This window comes from Archangium gephyra (genome assembly GCF_049060025.1).
GTDB classification, from domain to species: Bacteria; Myxococcota; Myxococcia; order Myxococcales; family Myxococcaceae; genus Archangium; species Archangium gephyra_A.
Genome location: NZ_JBMEQQ010000002.1, coordinates 2286549 through 2309119 on the forward strand (window position 1 = coordinate 2286549; position 22571 = coordinate 2309119).

Sequence of the window (22571 nt, forward strand, 5' to 3'; positions counted from 1 at the left end):
GCGTGTGCGGAGCCCACGCGGTCCATCGAGTTGCCGGCGGAGTCCGCCCGGGAGCCGATCGAGGTGTGCATCAGCGCGGAGCTGCCCCACCACCTTCGTCTTCGACTCCGGGATCGCTCGGGTGGAGCTGGAGGACGCGGAGCGGTTCCGGCCGGTGGACGAGGACGAGGGGACCCTCGTGCTCGTGCCCAGGAGGAAATCCCGGAGCGGGAAGCCCTCGCGGTTGACGGTGTACTTCGAGGGGGACTCCGCCCCCGCGAGCGCCACCTTCGCGCTGCTGTTCCACCCGGCCCGGCTCGCGCGGGCGGTGGATGTCTTCCGCTTCGGACGTCCAGAGGAGCCCTGGGAGCGAGAGCTCCGGGAGGCACGTGAGGAGAACGAAAGGCTCGCGCGGGAGCTGCGGCGGCTTCAGACGGAGGACCCAGGACAGGGTCCCATCACCCGGCTGTTCGCCAGGGGCCGGATGAAGATGGGCGACCCGGGGGTCGTGTTCAGCGATCTCTCGAAGTCCATCACCCTGTCTCCGATGAACACACTCGAGGTGGAGGCGGTCTTCGCCTACCGCTACACCCCGGACGTGCCGGAGGGCGGCGAGCCCGTGTTCCGGGTGGCCGTGGCACTGAGGTTGAGGAACCCGGGGGAGCAACCCTGGACGGCGGCGAAGGCCACGCTGACACGTGACGGAGAAGAGGTGACACAGCCCGGCGTGTGGCAGCCGAAACCCCTTGCGCCCCTGGGGCGCGGCTTCGTCGTGGCGGAGACGGAGCTGCCGGAGCGGGAAGCCCGCGGAAAGCTCACGCTCGGCCTCCGGGATGGACAGGGAACCCTGGGCGTCGAGATTGGAAACGTGAGCTTCCCCTGACGCCGGAGGACTCACTCGTTGACGTCAACGAGTGATGTAGGCACTCCCCACACACCACTCGTTGACGTCAACGAGTGAGCGACCCGATGGATGCGGGCGGGCAGGGAACCACCTGAACTCGGACGTCCGGACTGCTACCTTGAAGCCATGAGCCGTCAGGCGCCCCTCAGTGAGTTCATCGCGCGATGCGACCCCTCGGAGCTTCCCCCCAGAGGGAGCATATGTGCCGCGTAACCCGGACTTCGCCTCACGCTTGGCCATCGAGCTCGCCCCCTCCACCAGGTCGCGCGTGCTCCTCTTCGGTCAGACAGGCGTAGGCAAGTCCACTGAACTGGCCCGACTAGCTAGCCTGCTTCACGAGCGTTACCTCGTTATCCAGCCTTCTGTCGACAAAGTGCTCAACCTCCAAGGTACGAGTTGGCATGAGTTGCTCGTCTTCAGCGCACTCTGGGCCTATGTCCATCTGCGTGAAGATTGGTTCGGAATCTCCGCGGAGAGCAATGCCGACATCGAGGATCTGAACGCTGCGCTAGGTAGGGCACTCAGTTTGACTCCTCCTACTCTGCGTACCTTTCGCGGCCCACCTACCCCCACGGCCCTGCAGCGCTTCCGCAACGAGCCTCTTCACGCCCGTCCTCTCATTGCACAAGGTCCAGCTCAGTTCTGGGACATGGCGTCCGCTCTGTTGAGAGCCATCGCCGAAGCTGCCAATAAACCCGCCGTCCTCATCTGGGATGGGCTGGAGAGGATGCCGCTGGACAGCGCCCGTGACCTCTTCCTTGATGCGCGCAACCCCACCAGCGAGTTGCCCTGCCGGGCGGTCATCACCGCGCCTCTGGCTCTTAGCTTCGAAAGCTACTTTGGAGACATTGAGGAGCGGTTCCGCCTCGTCGAGCGCCTGCGCGCCCTGCCCTGCGATCCTGACTCACCCGGCTATGACTTCCTCCTTCGGATGACCGAGGCACGCGGAGCCAGCAAGATATTCTCTGGTGAGCTCATCGGAGAGGCCATCCGCCTGAGCAGTGGGCTCCCACGCCAGTTCCTGCAGCTCCTCTCCAATGCCGCGACGCAAGCGCTCGTCGATGGGCTGGAGCGAGTTCAACCCGAGTCCTTCGCCCGTGCCGTCCAGCGTGTCACCGAACGCTGGCAGTACCAGCTCGAGCCTGACGACTATGAGGCCTTGGAGCTGAACGATACCGAGCGGCCCTCCCACATCCGGGCGCGGTTGCTGCGCATTGGAGCCCTCGTGGAGCATGACCTGCCGACTGGGGGATTGCGCATCGTCGTCAATCCGCTCGTGGAAGCACTGCTGCGACGCAGGCGTCAGGAGGCGGAACATGCCAGGGATTGAGCTGCACTCGGGCTGGCTGGACGACGTGGCCGCCATCGCCATCTCGGGCGGCAGTCCCATCACCCTCGCCGTCTGCCAGGACCTGCACGGCGTGCAACAGGCGAGAGAGTGGCTCCAGTCCGCCATCCCGAGCCTGACCGAAGCGCACGTGAATGAGGTGCCGGCCAGCTCGCTCCAGGCACGCCTCCAGACCCATCCATCCTTGGAGTGCCGGACGGTCTGGTGCGTCTACGATGCCGCGGAAGGCAGCTCGGAAGAGCTCCAGGCCCGCTGGCGGGAACTCAACCTGCTGCGGGATTGGCTCACCGACACCCTGCGCTCCCACGAACCTCGCGCCTCCCTGGTCTTCTTGACCACCGTGACACGCATGCCGGAGATCTCCCGCCATGCGCCCGATCTGCTGGCGGTTGCCCAGGTCATCACCGTGAGCGAAGACTCCTTCGCCGTGGACCCAAGTGACACCTCGATGGTGGATAGTTTCCGCCGAGGGTGCATTGAGCTGGAGGCGCGCTATGGGATGAGCACGAGCGAGCTTGTGCGCCGTCTCCTCGACCGCGAGCCGACGGGAGTGCCTGAGCCGGATCTGAGTCGCTGGCGCTCGCTGTCCGAGGCCCTCCGCGAGGTATTGGAATGAAGTATGCCCAGCAACTCCTCCAGGGCATCCGCAAGCGGGTGGGCAGCCATGAGCACTGGAGCGGCAAGCCACCCCACCTGGACCAGTGGCCCCAGCAACGATGGCGCATCTACTGCGGCGAAGGGCGCTTCGAGCCCTCGGAACGCAATGCCCTCTATTCCCTTTCAACCGGGGCCGCCCTCAATTTCCAGATAAAGGGAAAGGGAGAACTCATCACCGACTTCGAAATGTGCGTCGCATGGCCTCCCTTCGAGGTGCCGTTCTGGCAGCTCATGTTCCACCTGGACCCGGAACGCCAGGCGTGGCCGAAACACCCTCTCCATCACATCCAATTCACCTGTGGCGCGGGGCAGCCGCCGTTCTCCAGTTGGCGCCTGCCTTTCGGAGAGCCACAGCCCGAGAGGCTCTTGGAGTTCCTCGCCGCCCAGCTGAACGGTTGAGCGATGGGGTACTGCCGGGGTGAGAAGACCGCGAAGCCCCGTGCGCAGCCGTGCCTGGACATCCCGCAGCAGGCGCGGGTGTAGCCGCATCCCCTCGCGAACGGCGGCTACGGGAGGATGATCCGGATGGCGTGGTTGTACGAGTCGCTCACGTAGAGCTGCCCGCCGGCACCGGTGGCGAGCCCCGTGGGCGCGGCGAGATCCGCCACGTCACCTGGACCGAGCCGGGCCCCCGCCTGGCCCGAGCCGGCGAGGGTGACGACCCGCCAGGAGTTGGCCTGGGCGCCGGGCAGCAGCTTGCGGATGCGGAAGTTCCCCGAGTCCGCCACCACCACGCTCCCATCCGCGGCCACCGTCATGCCGAGCTGCGCGCGGAACCGGGCGTCGCTCCCCGCTCCATCCGCGAAGCCGAACACCCCTCCGCGCTGCCTGCCGGCAATGGTCTCCACCGCGTGGGGCGGAGTCAGGGAGATGCGGCGCACCAACTGGCTGCCCGCATCCAGCATGAACAGGGCGTCCGCCCCGATCGCCAGCGCTGTGGGATAGAAGAAGCTGGCCTGCTTGCCCGTCTCCGCGTCCTGCCTGCCCGCGGCGCCACTGCCGGCGAGGGTCACCACCTCCTGCGTGCCGGCGCGGATCATCCGGAGCCGGTTGTTCATCTCGTCCGCGACATAGAGGTTGCCCGCCGCGTCCGTGGCGATCGCCAGGGGCCGGAAGAACTTCGCCTGCGAGCCCGTGCCGTCGGCGAAGCCTCCCTGGGTGCTCCGCCCCGCGACGGTGCTCACCGTCCAGCCGGTGGCGCCACGCTGGATCCGGCGGATGACGTGGTTGTCGGAGTCCGCCACGTAGATCTCCCCCGCCGGCCCCACCGCCACCGACGTGGGGTGGCGGAACATGGCCTGCTCCCCAGGACCATCGCGGAAGCCGGGCAGCCCGTTGCCACCGAGTGTGATGACCGTGCGCGCCGCATCCGCCTGGATGAGCCGGATGCGGTGATTCCCGGTGTCAGCGACCACCACCTCCCCCGCCGGGGTGACGGCCAGCCCGGTGGGCGCCTTGAACCGGGCCTCCGCCGCGGGGCCATCCTGCCATCCCGATGCACCGGCCTGCCCGGCGAAGGCCTCCACACCGCGGGCCCACTGGCCCACCGGTGGGTCGCTCACGGGCCCCGGCCCCGTCATCTCGGGCAGCGTGCGCGGGGGACGGCGGTGGGAGAGCGCCCGCTCGAGCACGTTGAGCGTCATGCGCTCGACCCGGGCATCCCTCAGCTCCGGATCCGGGCTCATGGCGAGCCCCCAGTAGATGGTGCCCGCGGAGAACACCAGCCGCCCCGAGGGCAGGGTGCGATCCACCGTCGTGCTGTAGGACGGGACGCCCTCCGCGCTCACCACCGGGCTCACCATGCTGACGTTGAGCCCCGAGGGAGCGCCCGGCAGCTCGGGGAAATGCCTGTCGTACTCATACCCGACGAGCCCTGTCAGCGGCATCCCCCGCCGCAGCCCCGTCCCCTCGAAGAGCCAGTGCGTGTCGTCCGTCACGACCAGGGGGAACATGACGATCTGCCAGCCCTCGTACATCACCCCGAAGAGGTTGCTCTCCGGACGCGCGTTGGGCGGATCCCGGAAGCGCACCGTGGTGCCCGGCCGCGAGTCCAGCTTGTGCTCGTTCTTGTAGCAGGCCAGGTTGCGGAGCGGACGTCCCTTCGAGTCCGGCTCCATGCGGATGCGCCAGTACCCGCCATTCCCGCCGAAGTAGGCCAGGCTCATCTTTCCGCCCGCGAGCGCGGCGTCGATCTGATCCCTCTCCTGCTCCGGCCAGTACTCGTCCTGGGCCGCGCCGACGAAGGCGCCAATCCCTTCCAGGAAATTGGGGAAGCGCAAGAAGTCGAGCTGCGTCCCATACGTCACGTCATAGCCCTGCTTCTCCAGGAGCTGGATGAAGCCGAGCTCCAGGAAGAACGTCTTCCCGACGCCGTTCCCGGCATTGTAGGGGCGGTTGAAGGACACCTCGCGTGCACGGCCGAACGGTGTCTTCCCGGAGGCATCGTAGTAGAGGCTCGTGCCGCCCCAGGTGTTGTACGCCTGATAGGTGGTGAAGTTCGGCGTGTAGAGGATCTCCGCCGCGCGCCTGTCTCGGATGACGAAGGGCGTGTACCGCATGCCCCCATCCTCCCGGGAGAGCTTCAACACGTAGAGGCCGGAGACCCACGAGGCGTCGATGGGAATGGAGAAGGTGTCGAGCCAATCACATTCGATGCGTGCGCTCGCCGCGTCGCGCCGGCACGGCGCCTGCGCCCGCGTCCGCCAGGGTCCCCCACTCCACACCTTGCGAGCCTTGGCGCCCCCGTAATGGCCCATCCGGTACAGCGTGGCCGTGACGGTGCGCTCCGTGGGGGTGGAGACCTTGACGCCGATGCTCTCGCCCGCTTCCACGGACTCGGTGGAGGTGTAGAACTCGAGCTCGCCCTCGCCGGCGGCGAATCCACTCTGCCACTGAGGATCTCCCGGGAGCTGGTTCTCCACCAGGATGGGGTTGGGCTGGGGCTGGCGCTCGAGAGGCTGCGCGGGCGAAGTGCAGTTGGAAGTGCATCCACCCCCAGGGGCCTCGGGGCGCGGCTCCTCCAACTTCGGGCGGGTGGGAGTCTCATGGCATCCCCCCCAGAGCATCGCGACCAACAGCAACACCCCTCCCCCGAAGACTCCACCACGCTCCGCGCGCATACCGCTCTCCTGTCAGGAGCTGGGACTCGAGCCCAGCAAGGCGGAGAAGAGGGTATTGCCCGGATTTCCTACGAGGAACCACCGCCGCCAGGAGGAGGAGAGCGTCGCTTCATGAACGAGCACCCGCCCCCCTCGGAGGGGAGCGGGTGCCCGGGTTCAGCGTGGAAGCGCCGTTTCAGGGGTGATCAGCAGCCCGTCTCCACGGCGCCGATGTCCGGCCCGGCACCGCAGAACTCGAGGCCCAGCTTCTCACCGCGGTCCACGGCGGCCGGCCCAGGCGCCAGCGTGGTGGTGTTGAGCTGGGCATTGCCCTCGAGCGAGTTGCCGTCGAAGCCCTGGCCGCGCCACTGCGCCAGCTTCAAGGAGGAGCCGCCCTTCAGGAAGGTGGCGCCCGGCCGGTAGAGGTTGGAGCCCATCTTCAGCCCCGGCGCCTGGCTGCCCAGCTTCACCGCGGAGGCCGCGTCGATGATGTTGTTCTTCACCACCATGTCCTGCGTCGGACCGCCCTGCCCGCTCCCCACGATGAGCGCCGCGGCCTGCAGCCGGGTGAAGGTGTTGTTGTACACCTGCGTCCCCACGGAATTGGCGATCTGCAGCCCGCCACCCACCCCCAGGGCCGTCTTCATGTCCCGGATGAGGTTGCGGCGGATGATGATGCCCGAGGGCATCGGACCGTAGCGGTTGCCACCCACGCCGATGGCCAGACCCGACTCGTAGAAGTCATTCTCCTCGATGAGGATGTTCTTCGCGGACATGTGCACCACCATGGCGCCATTGCCCTTGGAGTTGTGCATCTTGTTGCGGCGCACGGTGACGTTGGTGCACGTCTTGATGTCCAACCCCTGCTCGTAATTGCCGTACAGGTCGTTGCCCTCGATGAGGATGCCATCCGCCGGAGCGCTGGGCATCGAGCCATCCTCGCTGTAGCACTGGATGGAGTCCCCCGAGTTGTCGTGGATGACATTGTTGCGCACGGTGATGTTGCGCGCCGTGGGCTGGATCATCACCCCGTGGGAGTCCTGGCCCGCGATGACGTGGTGATGGATGTTGTTGTTCTCGAGCGTGGCGCCATTGGCACCATTGTGGAAGCTCACCCCCGCGCCATACCTGGCACGGTGGATCTCCGAGTCGGCGAGGAACGTGCCCTGGAGATTGCCGGTGAACGCCACGCCGAGCGCCGGGCGATTCTCGACGTCGATGTTGAAGCCCCGGATGATCCAATGGCTGCGCTCCACCACCATGAGGGCGCCGGACTGGGAGCCCAGGACGATGCGGGGCTTGCCCTCACCGAGCAGGGTGATGGGAGCCGAGGCGGTGCCGTGGCGGACCGAGCCCATGATGAGGACGCGCTCGGCGTAGGTGCCGGCACGCACGCGGATGAGCTCACCCGGCCCGGCCAGGGTGATGGCCCGGGAGATGGTGCGCAGCGGGGCCGCGGCCGTACCGGCCGCCGTGTCCTTGCCCGTGGTGCTCACCACCCACTCCCGCTTGTACGAGGCCGCGGTGACGGGAGGGGCGGCAGGAGGGGTGCTGGGCAACGGGAAGGGGCCCGAGCCCTCGTTCTGGCCGGAGGGAGGCTGACCCTGCGAGGGCTCGGAGGGTACTTCGCCCGCCTGCGGAGCCTCGGTGGGCGAGTCACCCGCCTGTGGCGCATCGATGGGAATGTCGCCCACCGGTGGAGTGGATGGACTGGGTGAGTCGATGGGGGTGGGAACTTCCGTGGCAGGTCCGTCGATGAGCCCTTGAGCTCCATCCCGCTCAGCGGGGGCTCCGCAGGCAGTCACCAGACAGGACACAAGAGCAGCGGCGAACAGGGAGGACTTGTTGAAATAGTTCATGGAGAACACCTTTGTGTTTCGTGCGGTGCTCTCGACAGGGGGATCCCCCCACCTATTCCTTTGAAAGCAAATGGGAGTGCGGACCCCGCACTCCCATCAAGGACTCGATCTGTTGTCAGGAAGCCTGCTGCCCGAAGGGCCGCATCAACAGCCGGTTTCCACGGCGCCGATATCCGGCCCGGCACCGCACGTGGCGCTGAGCTCCACACGCTCTCCGGCATCCACGGCGGCCGGTCCAGGCGCCAGCGTGGTGGGGTCGAGCTGGGCATTGCCCTCGCGCGAGCGTCCATCGTGGCCCTGTGCCTGCCATTGGGCCAGATTCCAGACGGAGCCCCCGCTCCGGAAGGTGGAGCCCGGCCGGTAGAGGTTGGAGTCCATCTTCAGCCCCGGCGCCTGGCTGCCCAGGCTCACCGCGGAATCCGCGTCGATGATGTTGTTCTTCACCACCATGTCCTGCGTCGGACCGCCCTGCCCGCTCCCCACGATGAGCGCCGGGGCCTGCAGCCGGGTGAAGGTGTTGTTGTACACCTGCGTCCCCGAGGAGTTGGCCATCTGCAGCCCGCCACCCGTCCCCCGGTCCGTGCTCATGTCCCGGATGAGGTTGCGGCGGATGACGATGCCCGAGGGCATCGGACCGTAGCGGTTGCCACCCACGCCGATGGCCAGACCCGACTCGTAGAATTCATTCTCCTCGATGAGGATGTCCCTCGCGGACATGTGCACCACCATGGCGCCGTTGCCCTTGGAGTTGTGCATCTTGTTGCGGCGCACGGTGACGTTGGTGCACGTCTTGATGTCCAACCCCTGCTCGAAGTTGCCGTACAGCTCGTTGCCCTCGATGAGGATGCCATCCGCCGGAGCGCCGGGCATCGCACCATCCTCGCTGTAGCACTGGATGGAGTCTCCCGAGTTGTCGTGGATGACATTGTTGCGCACGGTGATGTTGCGCGCCGTGGGCTGGATCATCACCCCGTGGGAGTCCTGACCCGGGATGACGTGGTGGTGGATGTTGTTGTTCTCGAGCGTGGCGCCATTGGCACCATTGTGGAAGCTCACCCCCGCGCCGTACTTCGCGTGGTGGATCTCCGAGTCGGCGAGGAACGTGCCCTCGAGATTGCCGGTGAACGCCACCGCGAGCGTCGGACGATTCTCGACGTCGATGTCGAAGCCCCGGATGACCCAATGGCTGCGCTCCACCACCATGAGCGCTCCGGACTGGGAGCCCAGAACGATGCGAGGCTTGCCCTCACCCAGCAGGGTGATGGGAGCCGAGGCGGTGCCGTGGCGGACCGAGCCCATGATGAGGACGCGCTCGGCGTAGGTGCCGGCGCGCACGCGGATGAGCTCACCTGGCCCGGCCTGGGTAATGGCCTTGGAGATGGTGCGCAGCGGGGCCGCGGCCGTACCGGCCGCCGTGTCGTTGCCCGTGGGGCTCACCACCCACTCGCGCGCGGGGTTGGCTGGCACGACCGGAACCGTTGGCTCGACGCCGGAGGGGGACGAGGGAACCCCCGGGGGCCCGTCTGGCCGGGTGGTGTCCGAGCCGAGCGCACCGCTCGCTCCCGGGGCTGCTCCTTCTCCACACGCGGAGGCCAGCATCACGGCGGCGAGCAGAGGGAACACGGTGAATCCGATACGCATGAGGACAACCCCTCGTGGGAAAAGAGTGAGTGGTCTGGGACACCGCGCGGACGCGGATGATTCCGGCGGGCGAGGGCCCAGGAGCGCGAGGAGAGGCCGCTGGCTGGCATGCCCCGCGGGCCCGCTTCTCATCCGGCAGGCGATGATTCCTTGCCCCCCAGATGGTGCGCCGGGAGGCAATGGCCCCCGCCTCCCCATGTGTGCACCCTGGGGTGCACTGCCGGGATGAGTCGGCCTTGGCTCGGCGGATGGGCGTTGGGAGATGAGTATGGGACGCAAGCCGCGACAAGGCCGGGACCGCTGGGCATTCGGATTCCTGCTCGCCTTCCTCGCCTGCATCTATCTGAGCCCCGGTGAGTGGATTCCCGGGGCCGATCGGTGGCGTCCGGCGCTGCTGACGTCCGCCATGGCGACGGGCCTGTTTCTCCTGGGACGCGTGGGGCGCAGACAGCCGCTGTGGGCGGGTGGCCAGCGGGGCGTGCTCCTGATGTGTTTCTGTGGCCTGGCCTTCGTGTCCCTGCGCTGGTCGCTGTACCCGGACGTCACGCGCTCCACGGCGGCGGAGCTCCTCAAGTGGGTGCTCGTCTATTTGACGGTCATCAACCTCGTGACGACGGAGCGGCGCCTGCGGTGGGCCCTGCTCGCGCTCATCCTGTCCTCGCTCATCACCTCCCGCGGCGTCATCGCCTGGCACAACGCGGGGGTGGAGCTGGTGGAGGGCTACCGCGCGCGGTGGCTGGGCGTGTACGCGGACCCCAACCGCATGGCGATGAGCGTGGGCATCGTGGTCCCCCTGGCGGTGGCCTTCTTCGTCCGGCGGCGGAGCGCCTGGTGGGTGCGCCTGGCGTGTGGCGTGGCCGCCGCGATGGCCATCACCGCCATGGTGTTGAGCTATTCGCGCGGCGGTTTCCTGGGGCTCGTGGCTTCCGCGGTGACATGGCTGGTGTTGGAGCGTCACCTGGGCCGCACGCTCGTCGTCGTGGCGGTGGCCATGGCCATGCTGGTGCTCTCTCCGCGGAGCTTCTGGGATCGGACCCGCACGGTGTCCACCTATGAGCAGGATGCCTCGGCGATGAGCCGGGTCGAGGCCTGGACGGTGGCCTCTCGGGTGAGCCTGGAGCACCCGCTGCTGGGCGTGGGGGCGGGCACCTTCCCCTTCGCGTGGCGGATCTACGGCCCTCAGCACACGGGCGGCCGGGTGTACGCCGCGCACAACGTCTTCCTCCAGGTCATCTCGGATCTGGGCTTCGTGGGGCTGGGGCTCTTCCTGGCCTTCATCGGCTCGGTGCTCGGGCCGCTGTGGCAGGCCGCACGGGAGAAGGAGCGGGGCTGGCTGGCCCGGGCACTCGCGGCGGCGGTGGTGGGCCACCTGGTGTCCTGCCTCTTCGCGGGCTTCCTGGTGTCCGTCCACTTCTACGTGCTCTTCGCGCTGGCCGCCTGCGCGGAGCGGCTGGCGCAGGTGTCCCCGGTTCCGGCGGAAGGCACGTCCGGCACGGGCTCGCTCTCCCCCGCGCCCCTCGTGCCTCGCGCGCCCTGGGCGGGAGGGGACGCGCCCCAGCCCGGACGTCTGGCCCGTGGCGACACACGGGGAGGACTGTGACATGGCGGCGGACAAGACGGCGGAGGCGGCACAGCAGCAGCAGCGCGGCACGAGCGCCACGCGCCAGGCCCTGCCGCTCGTGCTCGCGCGCATGACCGCGGCCGTCATCACCGTGGTCACCCCGCTGTACCTCGCGCGCAAGCTGTCGCTCGAGGAGTACGGCACCTACAAGCAGATCTTCCTGCTGTGCGGCCCGGTCCTGAGCATCCTGTCGCTGGGGATGGCGCAGAGCCTCTACTACTTCGTGCCGCGGGCCCAGGGGCCCCGGGCCGTCCTCCTGCAGACGCAGCTCTTCAACCTGGCCATGGGGTTCGTGGGAGCGGGGCTCCTCTGGGCGGCGCTCCCGCTCGCCGCGGAGCGGTTCCCCAACCCGGCGCTGCTGCTGTTCCGCGGCGAGCTCGCCTTCTTCGTCCTCTTCTCGCTGGCCGGCGGTCTGCTGGAGACGACCCTCACCAGCCAAGGCCGCACCCGGGCGTCGGCGCTCGTCTACGTGGGCTACGAGATCCTCAAGAGCGTGGCGCTCGTCGCGCCGTTCCTCCTGGGCTTCGGGATGAAGGGGGCCATGGCGGCGCTCGCCGTCCTGACCCTGACGCGCTTCTGCGTGACGCTCTCGATGGTGCTCTCGGCGGAGGGCGGGGGGCCCTCGTGGGCCGGCCTGCGCGCGCAGCTCGCCTACGCCCTGCCGTTCGGCGCGGCGATGATGATCAGCATCCCCCAGCAGGTCGCGCACCAGTACGCCGTCGCCCTGAGCGTGCCGCCCGCGCTCTACGCCGTGTACGCGGTGGGCTGCTTCCAGGTGCCGCTGGTGGACCTGTTCTACTCGCCCACCAGCGAAGTCCTCATGGTGCGCGTGGGCCAGTTGGACAAGCAGGGGCTCGGCGCCCAGGCGGCCGCGCTCTTCCGGGAGGCCACGCGCAAGCTCGCGCTCGTCTTCATCCCGGCGAGCGCCTTCCTCGTCCTCAGTGCCCCGTGGGTGGTGCGCGCGCTGTTCGGCGGCAAGTTCGACGCCGCGGTCCCCATCTTCCGGGTGAGCGTGCTGGGCATCATGCTCGCGTGCCTGCCCATGGACGGGCTGCTGCGCGCGCGTGGACAGACGCGCGCCATCTTCTTCTCCTACCTGGGCAAGGCGATCGCCACGGTGCCGCTGCTCGCGCTGCTCGTGCCCTGGCTGGGGATGCTCGGCGGCATCCTGGCCTGGCTCCTGGCGGAGGTGGTGGGCAAGACGCTGCTGCTGCGGCAATTGCCGCGCGCACTCGCCGCTGGCGGGCCGCTGCCGGCGCTGCGCGACTGGCTGCCCGTGAAGGAGCTCGCCCGGCTGTGCGGCGCCACGGGGGTGTGTGCGGTGGCGGTGCTGGCCTTCACCACCCGGCTGGGCCCCGTGCTCGAGACGCTGGGCGGGCGCGAAGGGGCAGTGCTTCACGTCGCCGTCGCGGGCGTCCTGTTCACAGGAGCCCTGGTGCCACTCCTCCAGGTGTTCGGGCTGCGGCCCCTCGCCCTGCTCGCCTCGCTCAGGCGCTGAAGCACTCGAGACCTCGCCATCTGAAGCTGTCAGCCGTTGGAGGACATGAAGCCATGCGGATTGCATTCATCGTCGGGACGCCGCCCAAGAAGCTCGGGTCATTGGAGCAGTGGGTCCTCGGAGTCTGCGCCGAGGCGCTCCGCCGCGGCCACACGCTGGACCTGTACACCCTCCTGCCGGTGCACCCCGTGGTGCAGCAGGAGTTGGACATGCTGGGCGTCGGCTTCGGCTCCATCGAGTCGCTCAGGGCCGCGCCCATGGCCGCCGCGCGGCGGCTCGCCAGTTATGATCTCATCTACGCGAACATGCTGCCACCGCGCTCGAAGGTGGCGTTCAGTTGCTACGCCGCCTGGCCCGCCCAGCTCGTCTTCGTGGAACACTGCGGGGACATCCACATGCCCGTGGCACCGCTGCGCAGGTACCTCTCCCGGGCGCTCGACCAGGTGACGCTCCTGCGCGTGAACGAGCTGGTCGGCGTGTCCGAGTACGTGCGCGGGCGCGACGTCGAACGCTTCGGCCTGGATGCCCGGTGCACGCGCGTCATCTACAACGGCGTGGACCCCAGCCGGTTCACGACGGAGAAGACCCCCAATCCGAGTGGCGCGCTGCGCATGATCTGCGTGTCGCAGCTCATCCCCGAGAAGGGCATCGACTTGCTGCTGCGGGCCATGACGCGCACGCGCGCCCAGGACTGCACGCTGCGCGTGGTGGGCTATGGCCGGATGGAGGAGCCCTACAAGGCGCTCGTGCGGAAGCTGGGGCTGGAGAAGCGGGTGGAGTTCCTCGGGATGCGCGACGATGTGCACCTGCTGCTGCGCGATGCGGAGGTGTGCGTGCACCCGCCCATCCTGGAAGAGGCCTTCGGGCTCGCCGTCACCGAGGGAATGGTCAGCGGGTGCGGCGTCATCGCCACGCGCAGCGGCGGCATCCCGGAGATCATCGACGAGGGGGTGAACGGCCTGCTCGTGCCGAAGGGCGACGTGGCCGCGCTCGCGAGCGCCATCGACACCCTGGCGTTCGATCCGGCGCTGCGCGCGCGGCTCGGAGCCGAGGGCCGGCGCAAGGTGGAGCGCGCCTTCACGCTCGCGCGCTGCATCAGCGAGCACGTGGACTGCATGGAGCAGGTGGCCGCCGAGCGCAGGAGCGTCCCGGTGCGGCTGCGCCCCACCCCCGAGGCCCCGGCGCGGCCCGCGTTCAGCGCCGCCACCGTGCCGGTCCAGCAGATGGGGCCGCGGGGGGGACCGGCCGATGCGGTGGGCCCTCAGGGCTGAGCGTTCCAGCGAACGGGCCGGTTCCGGAGCAGGGACTCCGTGCAGGAGCCGGGCCCCCCCCGCGCCGGAGCCTCCCCCACCGGAGCCTCCCCCACCGGAGCCTCCTCCAAGGGAGCGCCCTCTCCCCTGTCCTCACAGCTCGCCGTCCCCGTGTGGACGGGGCCGGGGGAGGCGGGGGGCCCAGCCCTGAGATGGCCGGGGGGGGAAAAGCTCGATCAACGCGGGTCCGGAATGGGGCCGCGAATGCACCGGGGTTCATGCGTTCTGCCCACTCATCAGTCAGAACATGAATCCTGGAGCTTGCATGCCGGGGTCACCCTTCGAGAAAGGGCTGCTTCAGGGAGCGAGGGGACCGGCTCGAGGGGAAACGTCCGGCTCGGGCTCCGCTACCGCGAGCCTCCGGGACGGCGGTGAGGTGGCCCGGCGGGTGGGAGACGAGCCCAGCCGCCTCCTCGCACCAGTCCACGTGCTGCCGCACGGTGCGGGACAGCCTGAAGTGCTCACGGGCATGCTGCCGCGCCGAAGCACCGAGCTGACGCCGCAACTCCGGATCACGCACCAGGCGGTCCAGCGCGCCGGCGAGGGCGGCTTCGTCCCCCGGCTCCACCAGCAGACCGGTGCCGCCGTGCTGGATGACCTCGGGGATTCCGCCCACCCGCGAGGCCACCACGGCGCAACCGCAGGCCATGGCTTCCGCGATGGTCAGGCCGAACGCCTCCAGCAGCGTGGGTTGGATGCAGATGTCCGACGAGCCGAGGAGCTCATGCACGTCGTTGCGCAGCCCCAGGAACTCCGTCTGGTGTTGGATGCCAAGCGCCACCGCGAGCTCGCGCAAGGATTGCAGTTCCGGGCCGTCTCCCACGACACGCAGGCGCACCATCGGCGAGCGCAGCCGCCCGAGGGCTCGCAGCAGGTGGTGCACGCCCTTGCTCTTCACGAGGTTGGCGATGGTGATGAGCTCCACTCGCCCACCCGGCCGCGTGCGGGGGACAAAGCGCTGGGTGTCCACACCATTGAAGATGGTGCGGGAGCGGTGGAGGGGGAGCCCCAGGCGATGGCCTTCCTTGACACGGACGTGCTCGGAGACACCGGCCAGGCCATGCACCCGGAGCATCAGGGCGTGGTTGAGCGTCCAATGCATGCCGCGATGGAGGAGGCCCTCTTGCCCCTCGATGAAGTCCGAGTGGGCGGTGAACAGCACCCGGGCCGGCCAGGCCGCGTAGGCCGCCAGCGCGCTGCGGCCGCGTGGCCAGATGAAGTTGAGGTGGATGACGTCATACCCGGCCAGGCGCCGGGTCATGGTGCACATCCCGGCCTGTTCGAAGTCCTCCAGGTCCTCCACCCGCGCACCGCTCGCCTTCAGGTCCGCGGCGAAGGACGCCAGCATGGGCTGACGCAGCCAGACATCGGTCTGGTGGCCGCGCCGCGCGGCCTCCCGGCAAAAAGCAAGAATCCAATCCTCCAACGAGCCACGCTTCCGCGGAGCCAGATTCATCAGCAGTGCGATACGCAGTCTCATCATCTCCCCCCGCCTGGAGAGCGGGTCCCCCCGTAGCGAGGGAGGTTGGGCATGTCGGGCCGCGAAGCGCACCCTGCCGCTGGGGAGTGAGAAACGTCATCCAGTGACGAACGACATGCACCGGAAGACAGACCTCCACGCGGCGCCCTGGAGCGGAGCACCGTGATTGTCTTGCAAGTGGCGGCAGGCCGCCCCCAGCGCCAGGGTTCTCGACCCCGCCGGGTGATGCGCACCCTGCGTCCCACTGAGACCGGACCGGCAAGAGCCAGTGTCCGCCTCGGACTCGAGGAGGATGGGAATGAGGCGTGTCGAAGAGGTGGATCTCGCGAAGAACGCCCTGCGGGGACGGGACATCGTCGTCTTCTCGACCGACTGGGACGGGGACCCGCTGTCGAAGATGCACATCATGCGGCTCCTGGCCCGCGAGAACCGGATCCTCTGGGTCAACAGCATCGGCAACCGCGCGCCCCGGGCCAATGCGCACGATGCGCTGCGCCTCTGGAAGAAGCTCTCCCGGTTCACCCAGGGCCTCCAGCGGATCGAACCCAACTTCCATGTCCTCTCCCCGCTCGCCATTCCGCTGTATGGCTCGAAGCTGGTGCGCGCCACCAACCGCACCCTGCTCTCGCTCCAGGTCAAGCGGGCCATGGCCACGCTCGGCTTCCAGAAGGTGATCTCCTGGTCCTATCTGCCCGCCTCGGCTCCGGTCTCGGGGACGCTCGGCGAGGAGCTGGTGGTCTACCACTGCGTGGATGAGTTCTCGGCCTTCTCGGACACGAATGGCCGCCATATCGCCGAGCTCGAGGAGCAACTGCTGCACAAGGCGCACCTGTGCATCACCTCCGCCGAGCTGCTGCGCGACAGCAAGGCGAAGGTGAACCCGAACACCGTGCTCGTGCCGCATGGCGTCGACTTCGAGCACTTCGTGAAGGCGTGCGATCCGGACACGATCGTCCCCCAGGACATCGCGAAGCTGCCCGGGCCGATCCTCGGCTTCTTCGGGCTGGTGGCGGACTGGGTGGACCTCGATGTCTTCGAGGCGTGTGCCAGGGCGTACCCCGAGGGCTCCGTCGTCATCATCGGCAAGATCGCTCCGGACGTGGACGTCTCACGGCTCCGGGCGATACCGAACATCCACTTCCTGGGCCGCAAGCCGTACGCCGAGCTGCCTGGCTACTGCAAGGCGTTCGACGTGGCGCTGATGCCTTTCAAGTGGAACGAGCTGACGCTCAACGCCAATCCGCTCAAGGTGCGCGAATACCTCGCCGCGGGCCTGCCGTGCGTGTCCACCCCGCTGCCCGAGGTGGAGAAGGTGGGCCTGTGCAAGCTGGCCAGGGAGACCGAGGAGTATGTCCGCCAGGTCGACGCGTGCCTGAAGGAGGGAGCCGGGCCGAGCCGTGAGCGCGCGCAGCGGATCTTCCACGAGAGCTGGCACGCCCGCGTCGAGGAGATCCGCCGGCACGTGGGAGAGACGATGCTGCGGTTGGGACAGGACCCCCACTGACGTCTGGGGCGGACGAAGGGCCAAGGGGGGTTCATGTTCAACCACTACATGGAAGTCGCGAGACGCTCGCCGGGGAGCGAGTTGACGCGCATCGCCGGACGGAGGGTCTTCCGGGCCCTTCGCAACGTGCTGGTACCCGAGGACACCGGCGCGGAGCCACGCGTCCACCCCGCCATCGCGGCCTGGAGCGATGAGCAGGTGCGCGCGGCGGTGTCCGCCGTGTCTTCCTGCTGGTGCAGCACCCGTCAGCGCGAGGGCACGCTCACGGCCCTGCGGGCCATTCCCGGGGCCAGTCACAGAGCGCTCGAGCGCGCCGAGGCCGCCGCGCGGCGCACCTTCAACGTCTTCGGGACGGAGGTGCGATTCGGAGAGTCGGGCGCCATCGACTGGTCGTGGGATCCGCTGAGCGGGGAGCGCTACCCCCTGCAGCCCGTCTCCCAGCTCCAGATCATCCGCGAGGGCATGGACCCGAAGTACCCCTGGGCCCTGGGACGGCTGGATCAACTCCTCGCGCTCGGCCAGGGGTACTGGGTGGCGGAGGACACGGCCCGGCGGGAGCGCTACGCCGCGCAATTCGTCGCCCAGGTGTCCAGCTTCCTCGACGCGAACCCGGCCGGCCACGGCATCCAGTGGGCCTGCACGATGGAGGTGGCCCTGCGAGCGGCCAACCTCGCCCAGGCCCTGCAGATGTTCGCGGATGCGCCGGCGGTCCGCGAGCCAGCCTTCCTCAGGCGGGTCCTGGGGGCCCTCGAGCAGCATGCCCGCTTCATCGAGCACCATCTCGAGGACCACTGGCTCGTCCCCAACAACCACCTGATCTCCGACTACGTCGGGCTCCTCGTGGCCGGCGCGCTCTACCCTGCCCTGCCCGGAGCCCAGAGTCAGGTGGCGCGTGCGCTGCACGGACTCCGGCGGCAGATGGAGCTCCAGGTGCACCCGGACGGGGTGTCGTTCGAGGGCTCGGTGCCCTACCACCGGTTGTCCGTCGAGCTGTTCACGCTGGCGTACGTGGTGGCGGGTGGAGCCGGCCTGTCGCTCGGCGCACGTTTCGCGCACCGTCTGCGGCGGATGTTCGAGGTGAGCCGCGACTACTGCTCGGAGCGGGGGCTGGCGCCGCAGATCGGCGACAACGATTCGGGGCGCGTCTTCCCCCTGTGTGATCGGCCCAGCCTGGTGCACGGGTACCTGCCCCTCCTGGGTGCGGTGCTCTTCATGGACGCCGGGCTCAAGGCGCGGGACACCGGGCTTCCGGATGAGGCGGCCTGGCTCCTCGGCGCGCACGGCCACGAATGCTTCAACCGGCTGCGGGGACAGGCGGAGCCCCGAAGCTTCAGCTCCCCGGAGAGCGGGTTGCACGTGCTCCGTGGGGCGGGAGCCGTGGTCACGGTGAGCGCGGGGCCGGTGGGGCAGCGCGGGCTGGGTGGCCACAATCACAACGACCGGCTGTCCTTCGAGCTCCATCTCGCGGGCCATCCGGTCATCGTGGATCCAGGGACCGCGACCTACACGCGCGATCCCGCCCTGCGAAACGCCTTCCGGTCGACGGCGGCGCACAACACGCTCGAGATCGACAGGCAGGAGCAATCCCCCCTCCAGGCCACCCGGCTGTTCAGCCTGCCGGATCACGGCGGCTGCGAGGTCCTCGCGTTCGAGCCGGGCCCACGGACGGAGCGCCTGGTGGCGAGGCACCGCGGCTACGCGGCGCTTCACGCCCCGGTCCAGGTGGAAAGGACCTTCGTCCTTCACAAGGACGCGCGCGTGCTGGCCGTGAGGGACGCCATCGAGGGCAAGGGACGCCACCGGCTGGTCCTCCGGCTGCACCTGCCGGACGAGCAGGTCCGGCTCCGGCCCATCACTCCCGAGGAACGGCAACGCGTGGCCCAGGCCGGAGTGCTGCCGGACACCGTCGGTCCCGTGGCCGCCGAGCTCGGGCCAGAGGGCGCGATCCGCGCCGTCGTCCTCTTCTCCCTCCCACTCCGGCCCGGCACGGCACCGGCCCGGTACTCGCCCGGCTACGGCGAGGTGCGCGACTGCCGCGTCGTCCTGGGAAGCATCGAAACCGAGGTGCCGATCCGGCTCGGCATGTGGGTGCTGTTTCACTGAAGGAGAGTGGCCGTGCGAATCTGCCTCATCACGCCGCGCTTTCCGTACCCGCTCATCAAGGGCGACTCGCTGCGTGTCTTCCACCAGCTCCAGGGACTGAGCCGGCGGCACCAGGTCACGCTCGTCAGCTTGAACGATTCGCCCCTGGAGCCCGGGCAGCTCGAGCCGCTCTCCAGGTTGTGCGAACAGGTCCACGTCGTCCCGCTGCCTCGCTGGAAGGCCGCGGTGAACCTCGCCACGGGCCTGTTCACTCCGCGGCCGCTGCAGGTAGAGTACCACCGCTCTTCCCGCTTCGAGCGGACGTTGTCCACGGTGCTGGCCAACGGGAAGTTCGACGCCATCCACGTCTCGCTCATCCGCATGCTCCCCTATGTCTGGAACCTCGTGGGGCAGAGGGTGATCGTGGTGGATCTGATCGACTCGATGAGCCTGAACCTGCTGTCCCGGAGGAACGAGGCGCGTGGTGCGATGCGCCTCGCGTACGGCCTGGAGTACCGGCGGGTGCGCGACTATGAGCGGGCCGTCGTCCAACGGTTCCCCTCGTTGGTCATCTCCTCGCCCATCGATCGGCGGCTCCTCGGGAGCCCCCACATCCTGGTGAACCCCAACGGCGTGGACGTCGAGAAGTTCCAGTTCCGCGGCGCCGAGGGCCGGGAGCCGGCGACGCTCATCTTCACGGGGAACATGGCCTATCCGCCCAATCAGGAGGCGGTGTGCTGGTTCGTGCGCCAGGTCTGGCCGTTGCTCCGGCCCAGGTGGCCCCGGCTCCAGCTCGAGATCGTCGGGGCGGAGCCCCCGGCGAGCATCCGCGCGCTCGCCGGGCCCGGCGGCAACATCCAGGTGCTGGGGCGGGTCCCGATGATGGAGGAGCGGCTCGGGAAGGCCACGGTGGCGATCTGCCCCATGCAGTCCGGCTCCGGAATCCAGAACAAGGTCCTGGAGGCCATGGCCTCGGGGACGCCGGTGGTCTCGACGGCGGTGGCCAACCAGGGTGTCCAGGCCTGCCCGGAACGGGATCTCCTCATCGGCGATACGCCCCAGGCGTTCGCCCTCGCCGTGGAGCGGCTGCTGTTGAATGCGGGCCTGCGGCGATGGCTGGGCGCGAACGGCCGGGAGCTCGTCGAGCAGCGCTTCCGGTGGGAGGTGCACGTCGCGCGGCTCGAGGCGCTCTACGCGGGACAGGAGCCCGAAGCCACCTTCGAGCCCTCCGCGGGAGGAATGCCCGGCGAAAGCACCCCGGGCGGCCGGCTCATGGCGGGGAAGTCGGCCACCGAGGCCCTTCTTGGCCTCGGCAACGAAACCCGATGAACCACCAGGTGGAGGCCGGAACCGTCACGATCCGGCCACACTGCATTTCTCTGTATCTCCTGTTTTCAGCGTTTTGATAGGGTTGGGGTGCGAAGCACCTACGCTGAACAGAGGGGGTATGGATGAGAAGGCCAGATGCACGGAGGGGCGCCACGCGCTGCCTCGTGATGGGGTTGTTGGCATTGGCGGGTTGTGGCCGCGAGGACGTACCCGCTGACGCAGCGCCCTTGCGCAGCACCCCGGCGGCACTGGAGTCCGGGCCGGATCTGGCCGTCACGCAGGTGCGTGGCCCGGCCAGCGTGTGGCACGGGCAGGACTTCACGGCCACCGTGAGGGTGTGCAACCAGGGCACCGGCCCGGCCTACACCCTGCCGCGGGTGGAGCTGTTCCTGTCCACGGATGACACGCTGACGCTGCCGGACCCCGGCACCCCGCCGGGCCCGTCAGGGGATCAGGTGTCCATCGGGTTCGCGGATCTGTCCCAGTTCCTGCAGCCCGGGCAGTGCGAGGACCGGAGCGTGTCCGCCCACGCCATCCTGCCGCCCGCGGCGACGGGCGATGGCGCGTACTACCTGGCGGCCGCCGTCGACACGACCCACCAGGAGACCGAGGCCCGCGAGGACAACAACGTCCACGTGAGCGGCCTGATGGGCGTGGGCTCCCTCGCCGACCTCGTGGTGACCGAGGTGAGCGCGCCCGCCAATGTGCGCAATGGCCAGGACTTCAAGGCCACCGTGAAGGTGTGCAACCAGGGCACCTCCCCCACCTCGGAAGGCTCCTCCTACCCCTACGGCATGTCCCGGCTGGAGCTGTTCCTGTCGATGGATACCGAGCTGACCCTGCCGGATCCGGCCCATCCGGCCCCGATGGATCAGTCGGCCATCGGGTATGTGGATCTGAACCAGACCCTGTACCCGGGGCAGTGCGTGAAGAAAGACGTGCACGCCGCCCCCACCCCGCCGCCCGCGGCGACGGGCGATGGCGCGTACTACCTGGTGGCCGCCATCGACACGACGCGGTTGCAGCAGGAGCTGCGTGAGGACAACAACGTCCACGTGAGCGGCCTGATGGGCGTGGGCGAGCGGCCGGACCTCGTGGTGACCGAGGTGGGTGGCCCGGCCAGTATCAGGCCCTGGGAGGGCTTCACGGCCTCGGTGAAGGTGTGCAACCAGGGCACGGCCCCCACCAGCTCCTCTTCCGGCGCGCAGGTGGATCTGTTCCTGTCCACGGACGCCACGGTCGCGATGCCGGCGCCCGGACAGCCGCCGGACCTGATGCCCATCACGTCGGTGAACCTGGACCAGACCCTGTTCCCGGGGCAGTGCGTGACGAAGCGGGTGATGACCTCCGCCGGCCTGCCTCCCGAGGCCACGGGGGATGGCGCGTACTACCTCGCGGCCGCCGTCGACACGACCCACCTGGAGCAGGAGCTGCGCGAGGACAACAACGTGCGCGTGGGCGGCCTGATGGGCATGGGCCACCGCTCCGACCTCGTGGTGACCCAGGTGAAGGGCCCCTCCAGCATGCGGCCGGGCCAGGATTTCCTGGCCACGGTGACGGTGTGCAACCAGGGCACCTCCTCCACCAACAGCTACTACCCCCGGGCACGCCTCGAGCTGTACCTGTCCATGGATGCCGAGCTGACGCTGCCGGATCCGTACATGCCCTCTCCGGGCATGCCCATGGACCAGCAGGTCATCGGAGAGCTGGAGCTGGACGCGCTGCAGGCGGGCCAGTGCGTGACGAAGAACGTGTCCGGCTACCCCATGCTGCCGCCCGCGGCGCAGGGAGACGGCGCGTACTACCTGGCGGCCGCCATCGACATCAACCATGCCGAGCAGGAGCTGCGCGAGGACAACAACGTCCACGTGAGCGGCCTGGTGGGCGTGGGCCACCGCTCGGATCTCGTGGTGACCGAGGTCATCGCGCCGCCCAGCGCGAGGCACGGCCAGGGCTTCATGGCCTCGGTGAAGGTGTGCAACCAGGGCACCACCTCCTCCAGCGGCTACCCCTATTACGGCACGCCACGGGTGGAGCTGTACCTGTCCACGGAGGCCGGGCTGACGCTGCCGGATTCCGTCCCTGCCCTTCCCGGGCATGAACCCGGTGCCGATCGGACACGTGGAGCTGGACCACCCCCTGCAGGCGGGCCAGTGCGTGACGGAGAACGTGCCCGCCTCCGCGCTCCCGCCGCCCTCGGCGCAGCAGCCGGACGGCACGTACTACCTGGTGGCCGCCGTCGATCCGGCCCATGAAGAGCA

At 68.9% G+C, this 22571-nt stretch carries 15 protein-coding genes; 11 read left to right on the plus strand and 4 right to left on the minus strand.

The window, feature by feature from the left end:
- Positions 1 to 4: 4 nt before the first annotated feature.
- From ACN28I_RS09875 to ACN28I_RS09890, 4 genes are all read left to right on the plus strand, one after another.
- Positions 5 to 862 carry a DUF2381 family protein gene (locus tag ACN28I_RS09875; protein ID WP_420941814.1) on the plus strand — a complete coding sequence of 286 codons (858 nt, stop codon included), beginning with the start codon at positions 5 to 7 and terminating at the stop codon, positions 860 to 862.
- Between the two features lie 253 nt (positions 863 to 1115).
- On the plus strand, positions 1116 to 2213 hold the full coding sequence (locus ACN28I_RS09880) for a hypothetical protein (protein WP_420941815.1): 1098 nt from the start codon (positions 1116 to 1118) through the stop codon (positions 2211 to 2213).
- Complete coding sequence (locus ACN28I_RS09885; RefSeq protein WP_420941816.1) at positions 2200 to 2847, plus strand: hypothetical protein; 648 nt, start codon at positions 2200 to 2202, stop codon at positions 2845 to 2847. Before ACN28I_RS09880 ends, ACN28I_RS09885 begins: the two co-directional genes overlap by 14 nt.
- Entirely contained in the window at positions 2844 to 3287 is a 444-nt protein-coding gene (locus tag ACN28I_RS09890; RefSeq protein ID WP_420941817.1) for a hypothetical protein, read from the plus strand. Before ACN28I_RS09885 ends, ACN28I_RS09890 begins: the two co-directional genes overlap by 4 nt.
- Before the next feature lie 107 nt (positions 3288 to 3394).
- Here ACN28I_RS09890 and ACN28I_RS09895 read toward each other — a convergent pair whose 3' ends face one another.
- From ACN28I_RS09895 to ACN28I_RS09905, 3 genes are all read right to left on the minus strand, one after another.
- Positions 3395 to 6007, minus strand: coding sequence for a N,N-dimethylformamidase beta subunit family domain-containing protein (locus ACN28I_RS09895; protein ID WP_420941818.1), 2613 nt, complete (start codon positions 6005 to 6007; stop codon positions 3395 to 3397).
- 185 nt (positions 6008 to 6192) lie between these two features.
- The gene (locus ACN28I_RS09900) at positions 6193 to 7845 is read right to left on the minus strand and encodes a right-handed parallel beta-helix repeat-containing protein (protein ID WP_420941819.1); all 1653 of its coding nucleotides are present in this window, start codon (positions 7843 to 7845) and stop codon (positions 6193 to 6195) included.
- A 144-nt stretch (positions 7846 to 7989) separates the two neighbouring features.
- The gene (locus ACN28I_RS09905) at positions 7990 to 9486 is read right to left on the minus strand and encodes a right-handed parallel beta-helix repeat-containing protein (RefSeq protein ID WP_420941820.1); all 1497 of its coding nucleotides are present in this window, start codon (positions 9484 to 9486) and stop codon (positions 7990 to 7992) included.
- Between the two features lie 268 nt (positions 9487 to 9754).
- Between ACN28I_RS09905 and ACN28I_RS09910 the strand changes: the two genes are divergently transcribed.
- From ACN28I_RS09910 to ACN28I_RS09920, 3 genes are read left to right on the plus strand one after another with little or no spacing between them, the layout of a single operon-like run.
- Positions 9755 to 11086 carry an O-antigen ligase family protein gene (locus ACN28I_RS09910; RefSeq protein WP_420941821.1) on the plus strand — a complete coding sequence of 444 codons (1332 nt, stop codon included), beginning with the start codon at positions 9755 to 9757 and terminating at the stop codon, positions 11084 to 11086.
- Position 11087: 1 nt separating this feature from the next.
- Positions 11088 to 12605 (plus strand): lipopolysaccharide biosynthesis protein, encoded by a 1518-nt coding sequence (locus tag ACN28I_RS09915; protein WP_420941822.1) that lies wholly within the window; start codon positions 11088 to 11090, stop codon positions 12603 to 12605.
- A gap of 53 nt (positions 12606 to 12658) precedes the next feature.
- Positions 12659 to 13876, plus strand: coding sequence for a glycosyltransferase family 4 protein (locus ACN28I_RS09920; RefSeq protein ID WP_420941823.1), 1218 nt, complete (start codon positions 12659 to 12661; stop codon positions 13874 to 13876).
- A gap of 313 nt (positions 13877 to 14189) precedes the next feature.
- On the opposite strand, the gene ACN28I_RS09925 is transcribed toward ACN28I_RS09920, so the two are convergent.
- Positions 14190 to 15398 carry a glycosyltransferase family 4 protein gene (locus ACN28I_RS09925; RefSeq protein WP_420941824.1) on the minus strand — a complete coding sequence of 403 codons (1209 nt, stop codon included), beginning with the start codon at positions 15396 to 15398 and terminating at the stop codon, positions 14190 to 14192.
- Between the two features lie 295 nt (positions 15399 to 15693).
- Here ACN28I_RS09925 and ACN28I_RS09930 point away from each other — a divergent pair, with 295 nt between their 5' ends.
- The 4 genes from ACN28I_RS09930 (at position 15694) to ACN28I_RS09945 (ending at position 22565) form a co-directional block, all read left to right on the plus strand.
- Positions 15694 to 16899 (plus strand): glycosyltransferase, encoded by a 1206-nt coding sequence (locus tag ACN28I_RS09930; protein ID WP_420941825.1) that lies wholly within the window; start codon positions 15694 to 15696, stop codon positions 16897 to 16899.
- 33 nt (positions 16900 to 16932) lie between these two features.
- Positions 16933 to 19002 (plus strand): heparinase II/III domain-containing protein, encoded by a 2070-nt coding sequence (locus ACN28I_RS09935; RefSeq protein ID WP_420941826.1) that lies wholly within the window; start codon positions 16933 to 16935, stop codon positions 19000 to 19002.
- Between the two features lie 12 nt (positions 19003 to 19014).
- Positions 19015 to 20310: a glycosyltransferase gene (locus ACN28I_RS09940; protein ID WP_420941827.1), complete on the plus strand. Its 1296-nt coding sequence runs from the start codon at positions 19015 to 19017 to the stop codon at positions 20308 to 20310.
- A gap of 122 nt (positions 20311 to 20432) precedes the next feature.
- Positions 20433 to 22565 (plus strand): CARDB domain-containing protein, encoded by a 2133-nt coding sequence (locus tag ACN28I_RS09945; protein WP_420941828.1) that lies wholly within the window; start codon positions 20433 to 20435, stop codon positions 22563 to 22565.
- The last annotated feature ends 6 nt before the right edge of the window (positions 22566 to 22571 follow it).

Excerpts from the sequence above, each read along its gene's own strand:
- ACN28I_RS09885 (WP_420941816.1), top strand. The coding sequence starts at position 2,200 with ATGCCAGGGATTGAGCTGCACTCGGGCTGGCTGGACGACGTGGCCGCC.
- ACN28I_RS09890 (WP_420941817.1), top strand. The coding sequence starts at position 2,844 with ATGAAGTATGCCCAGCAACTCCTCCAGGGCATCCGCAAGCGGGTGGGC.
- ACN28I_RS09895 (WP_420941818.1), bottom strand. The coding sequence starts at position 6,007 with ATGCGCGCGGAGCGTGGTGGAGTCTTCGGGGGAGGGGTGTTGCTGTTG.
- ACN28I_RS09900 (WP_420941819.1), bottom strand. The coding sequence starts at position 7,845 with ATGAACTATTTCAACAAGTCCTCCCTGTTCGCCGCTGCTCTTGTGTCC.
- ACN28I_RS09905 (WP_420941820.1), bottom strand. The coding sequence starts at position 9,486 with ATGCGTATCGGATTCACCGTGTTCCCTCTGCTCGCCGCCGTGATGCTG.
- ACN28I_RS09910 (WP_420941821.1), top strand. The coding sequence starts at position 9,755 with ATGGGACGCAAGCCGCGACAAGGCCGGGACCGCTGGGCATTCGGATTC.
- ACN28I_RS09915 (WP_420941822.1), top strand. The coding sequence starts at position 11,088 with ATGGCGGCGGACAAGACGGCGGAGGCGGCACAGCAGCAGCAGCGCGGC.
- ACN28I_RS09920 (WP_420941823.1), top strand. The coding sequence starts at position 12,659 with ATGCGGATTGCATTCATCGTCGGGACGCCGCCCAAGAAGCTCGGGTCA.
- ACN28I_RS09925 (WP_420941824.1), bottom strand. The coding sequence starts at position 15,398 with ATGATGAGACTGCGTATCGCACTGCTGATGAATCTGGCTCCGCGGAAG.
- ACN28I_RS09930 (WP_420941825.1), top strand. The coding sequence starts at position 15,694 with ATGAGGCGTGTCGAAGAGGTGGATCTCGCGAAGAACGCCCTGCGGGGA.
- ACN28I_RS09935 (WP_420941826.1), top strand. The coding sequence starts at position 16,933 with ATGTTCAACCACTACATGGAAGTCGCGAGACGCTCGCCGGGGAGCGAG.
- ACN28I_RS09945 (WP_420941828.1), top strand. The coding sequence starts at position 20,433 with ATGAGAAGGCCAGATGCACGGAGGGGCGCCACGCGCTGCCTCGTGATG.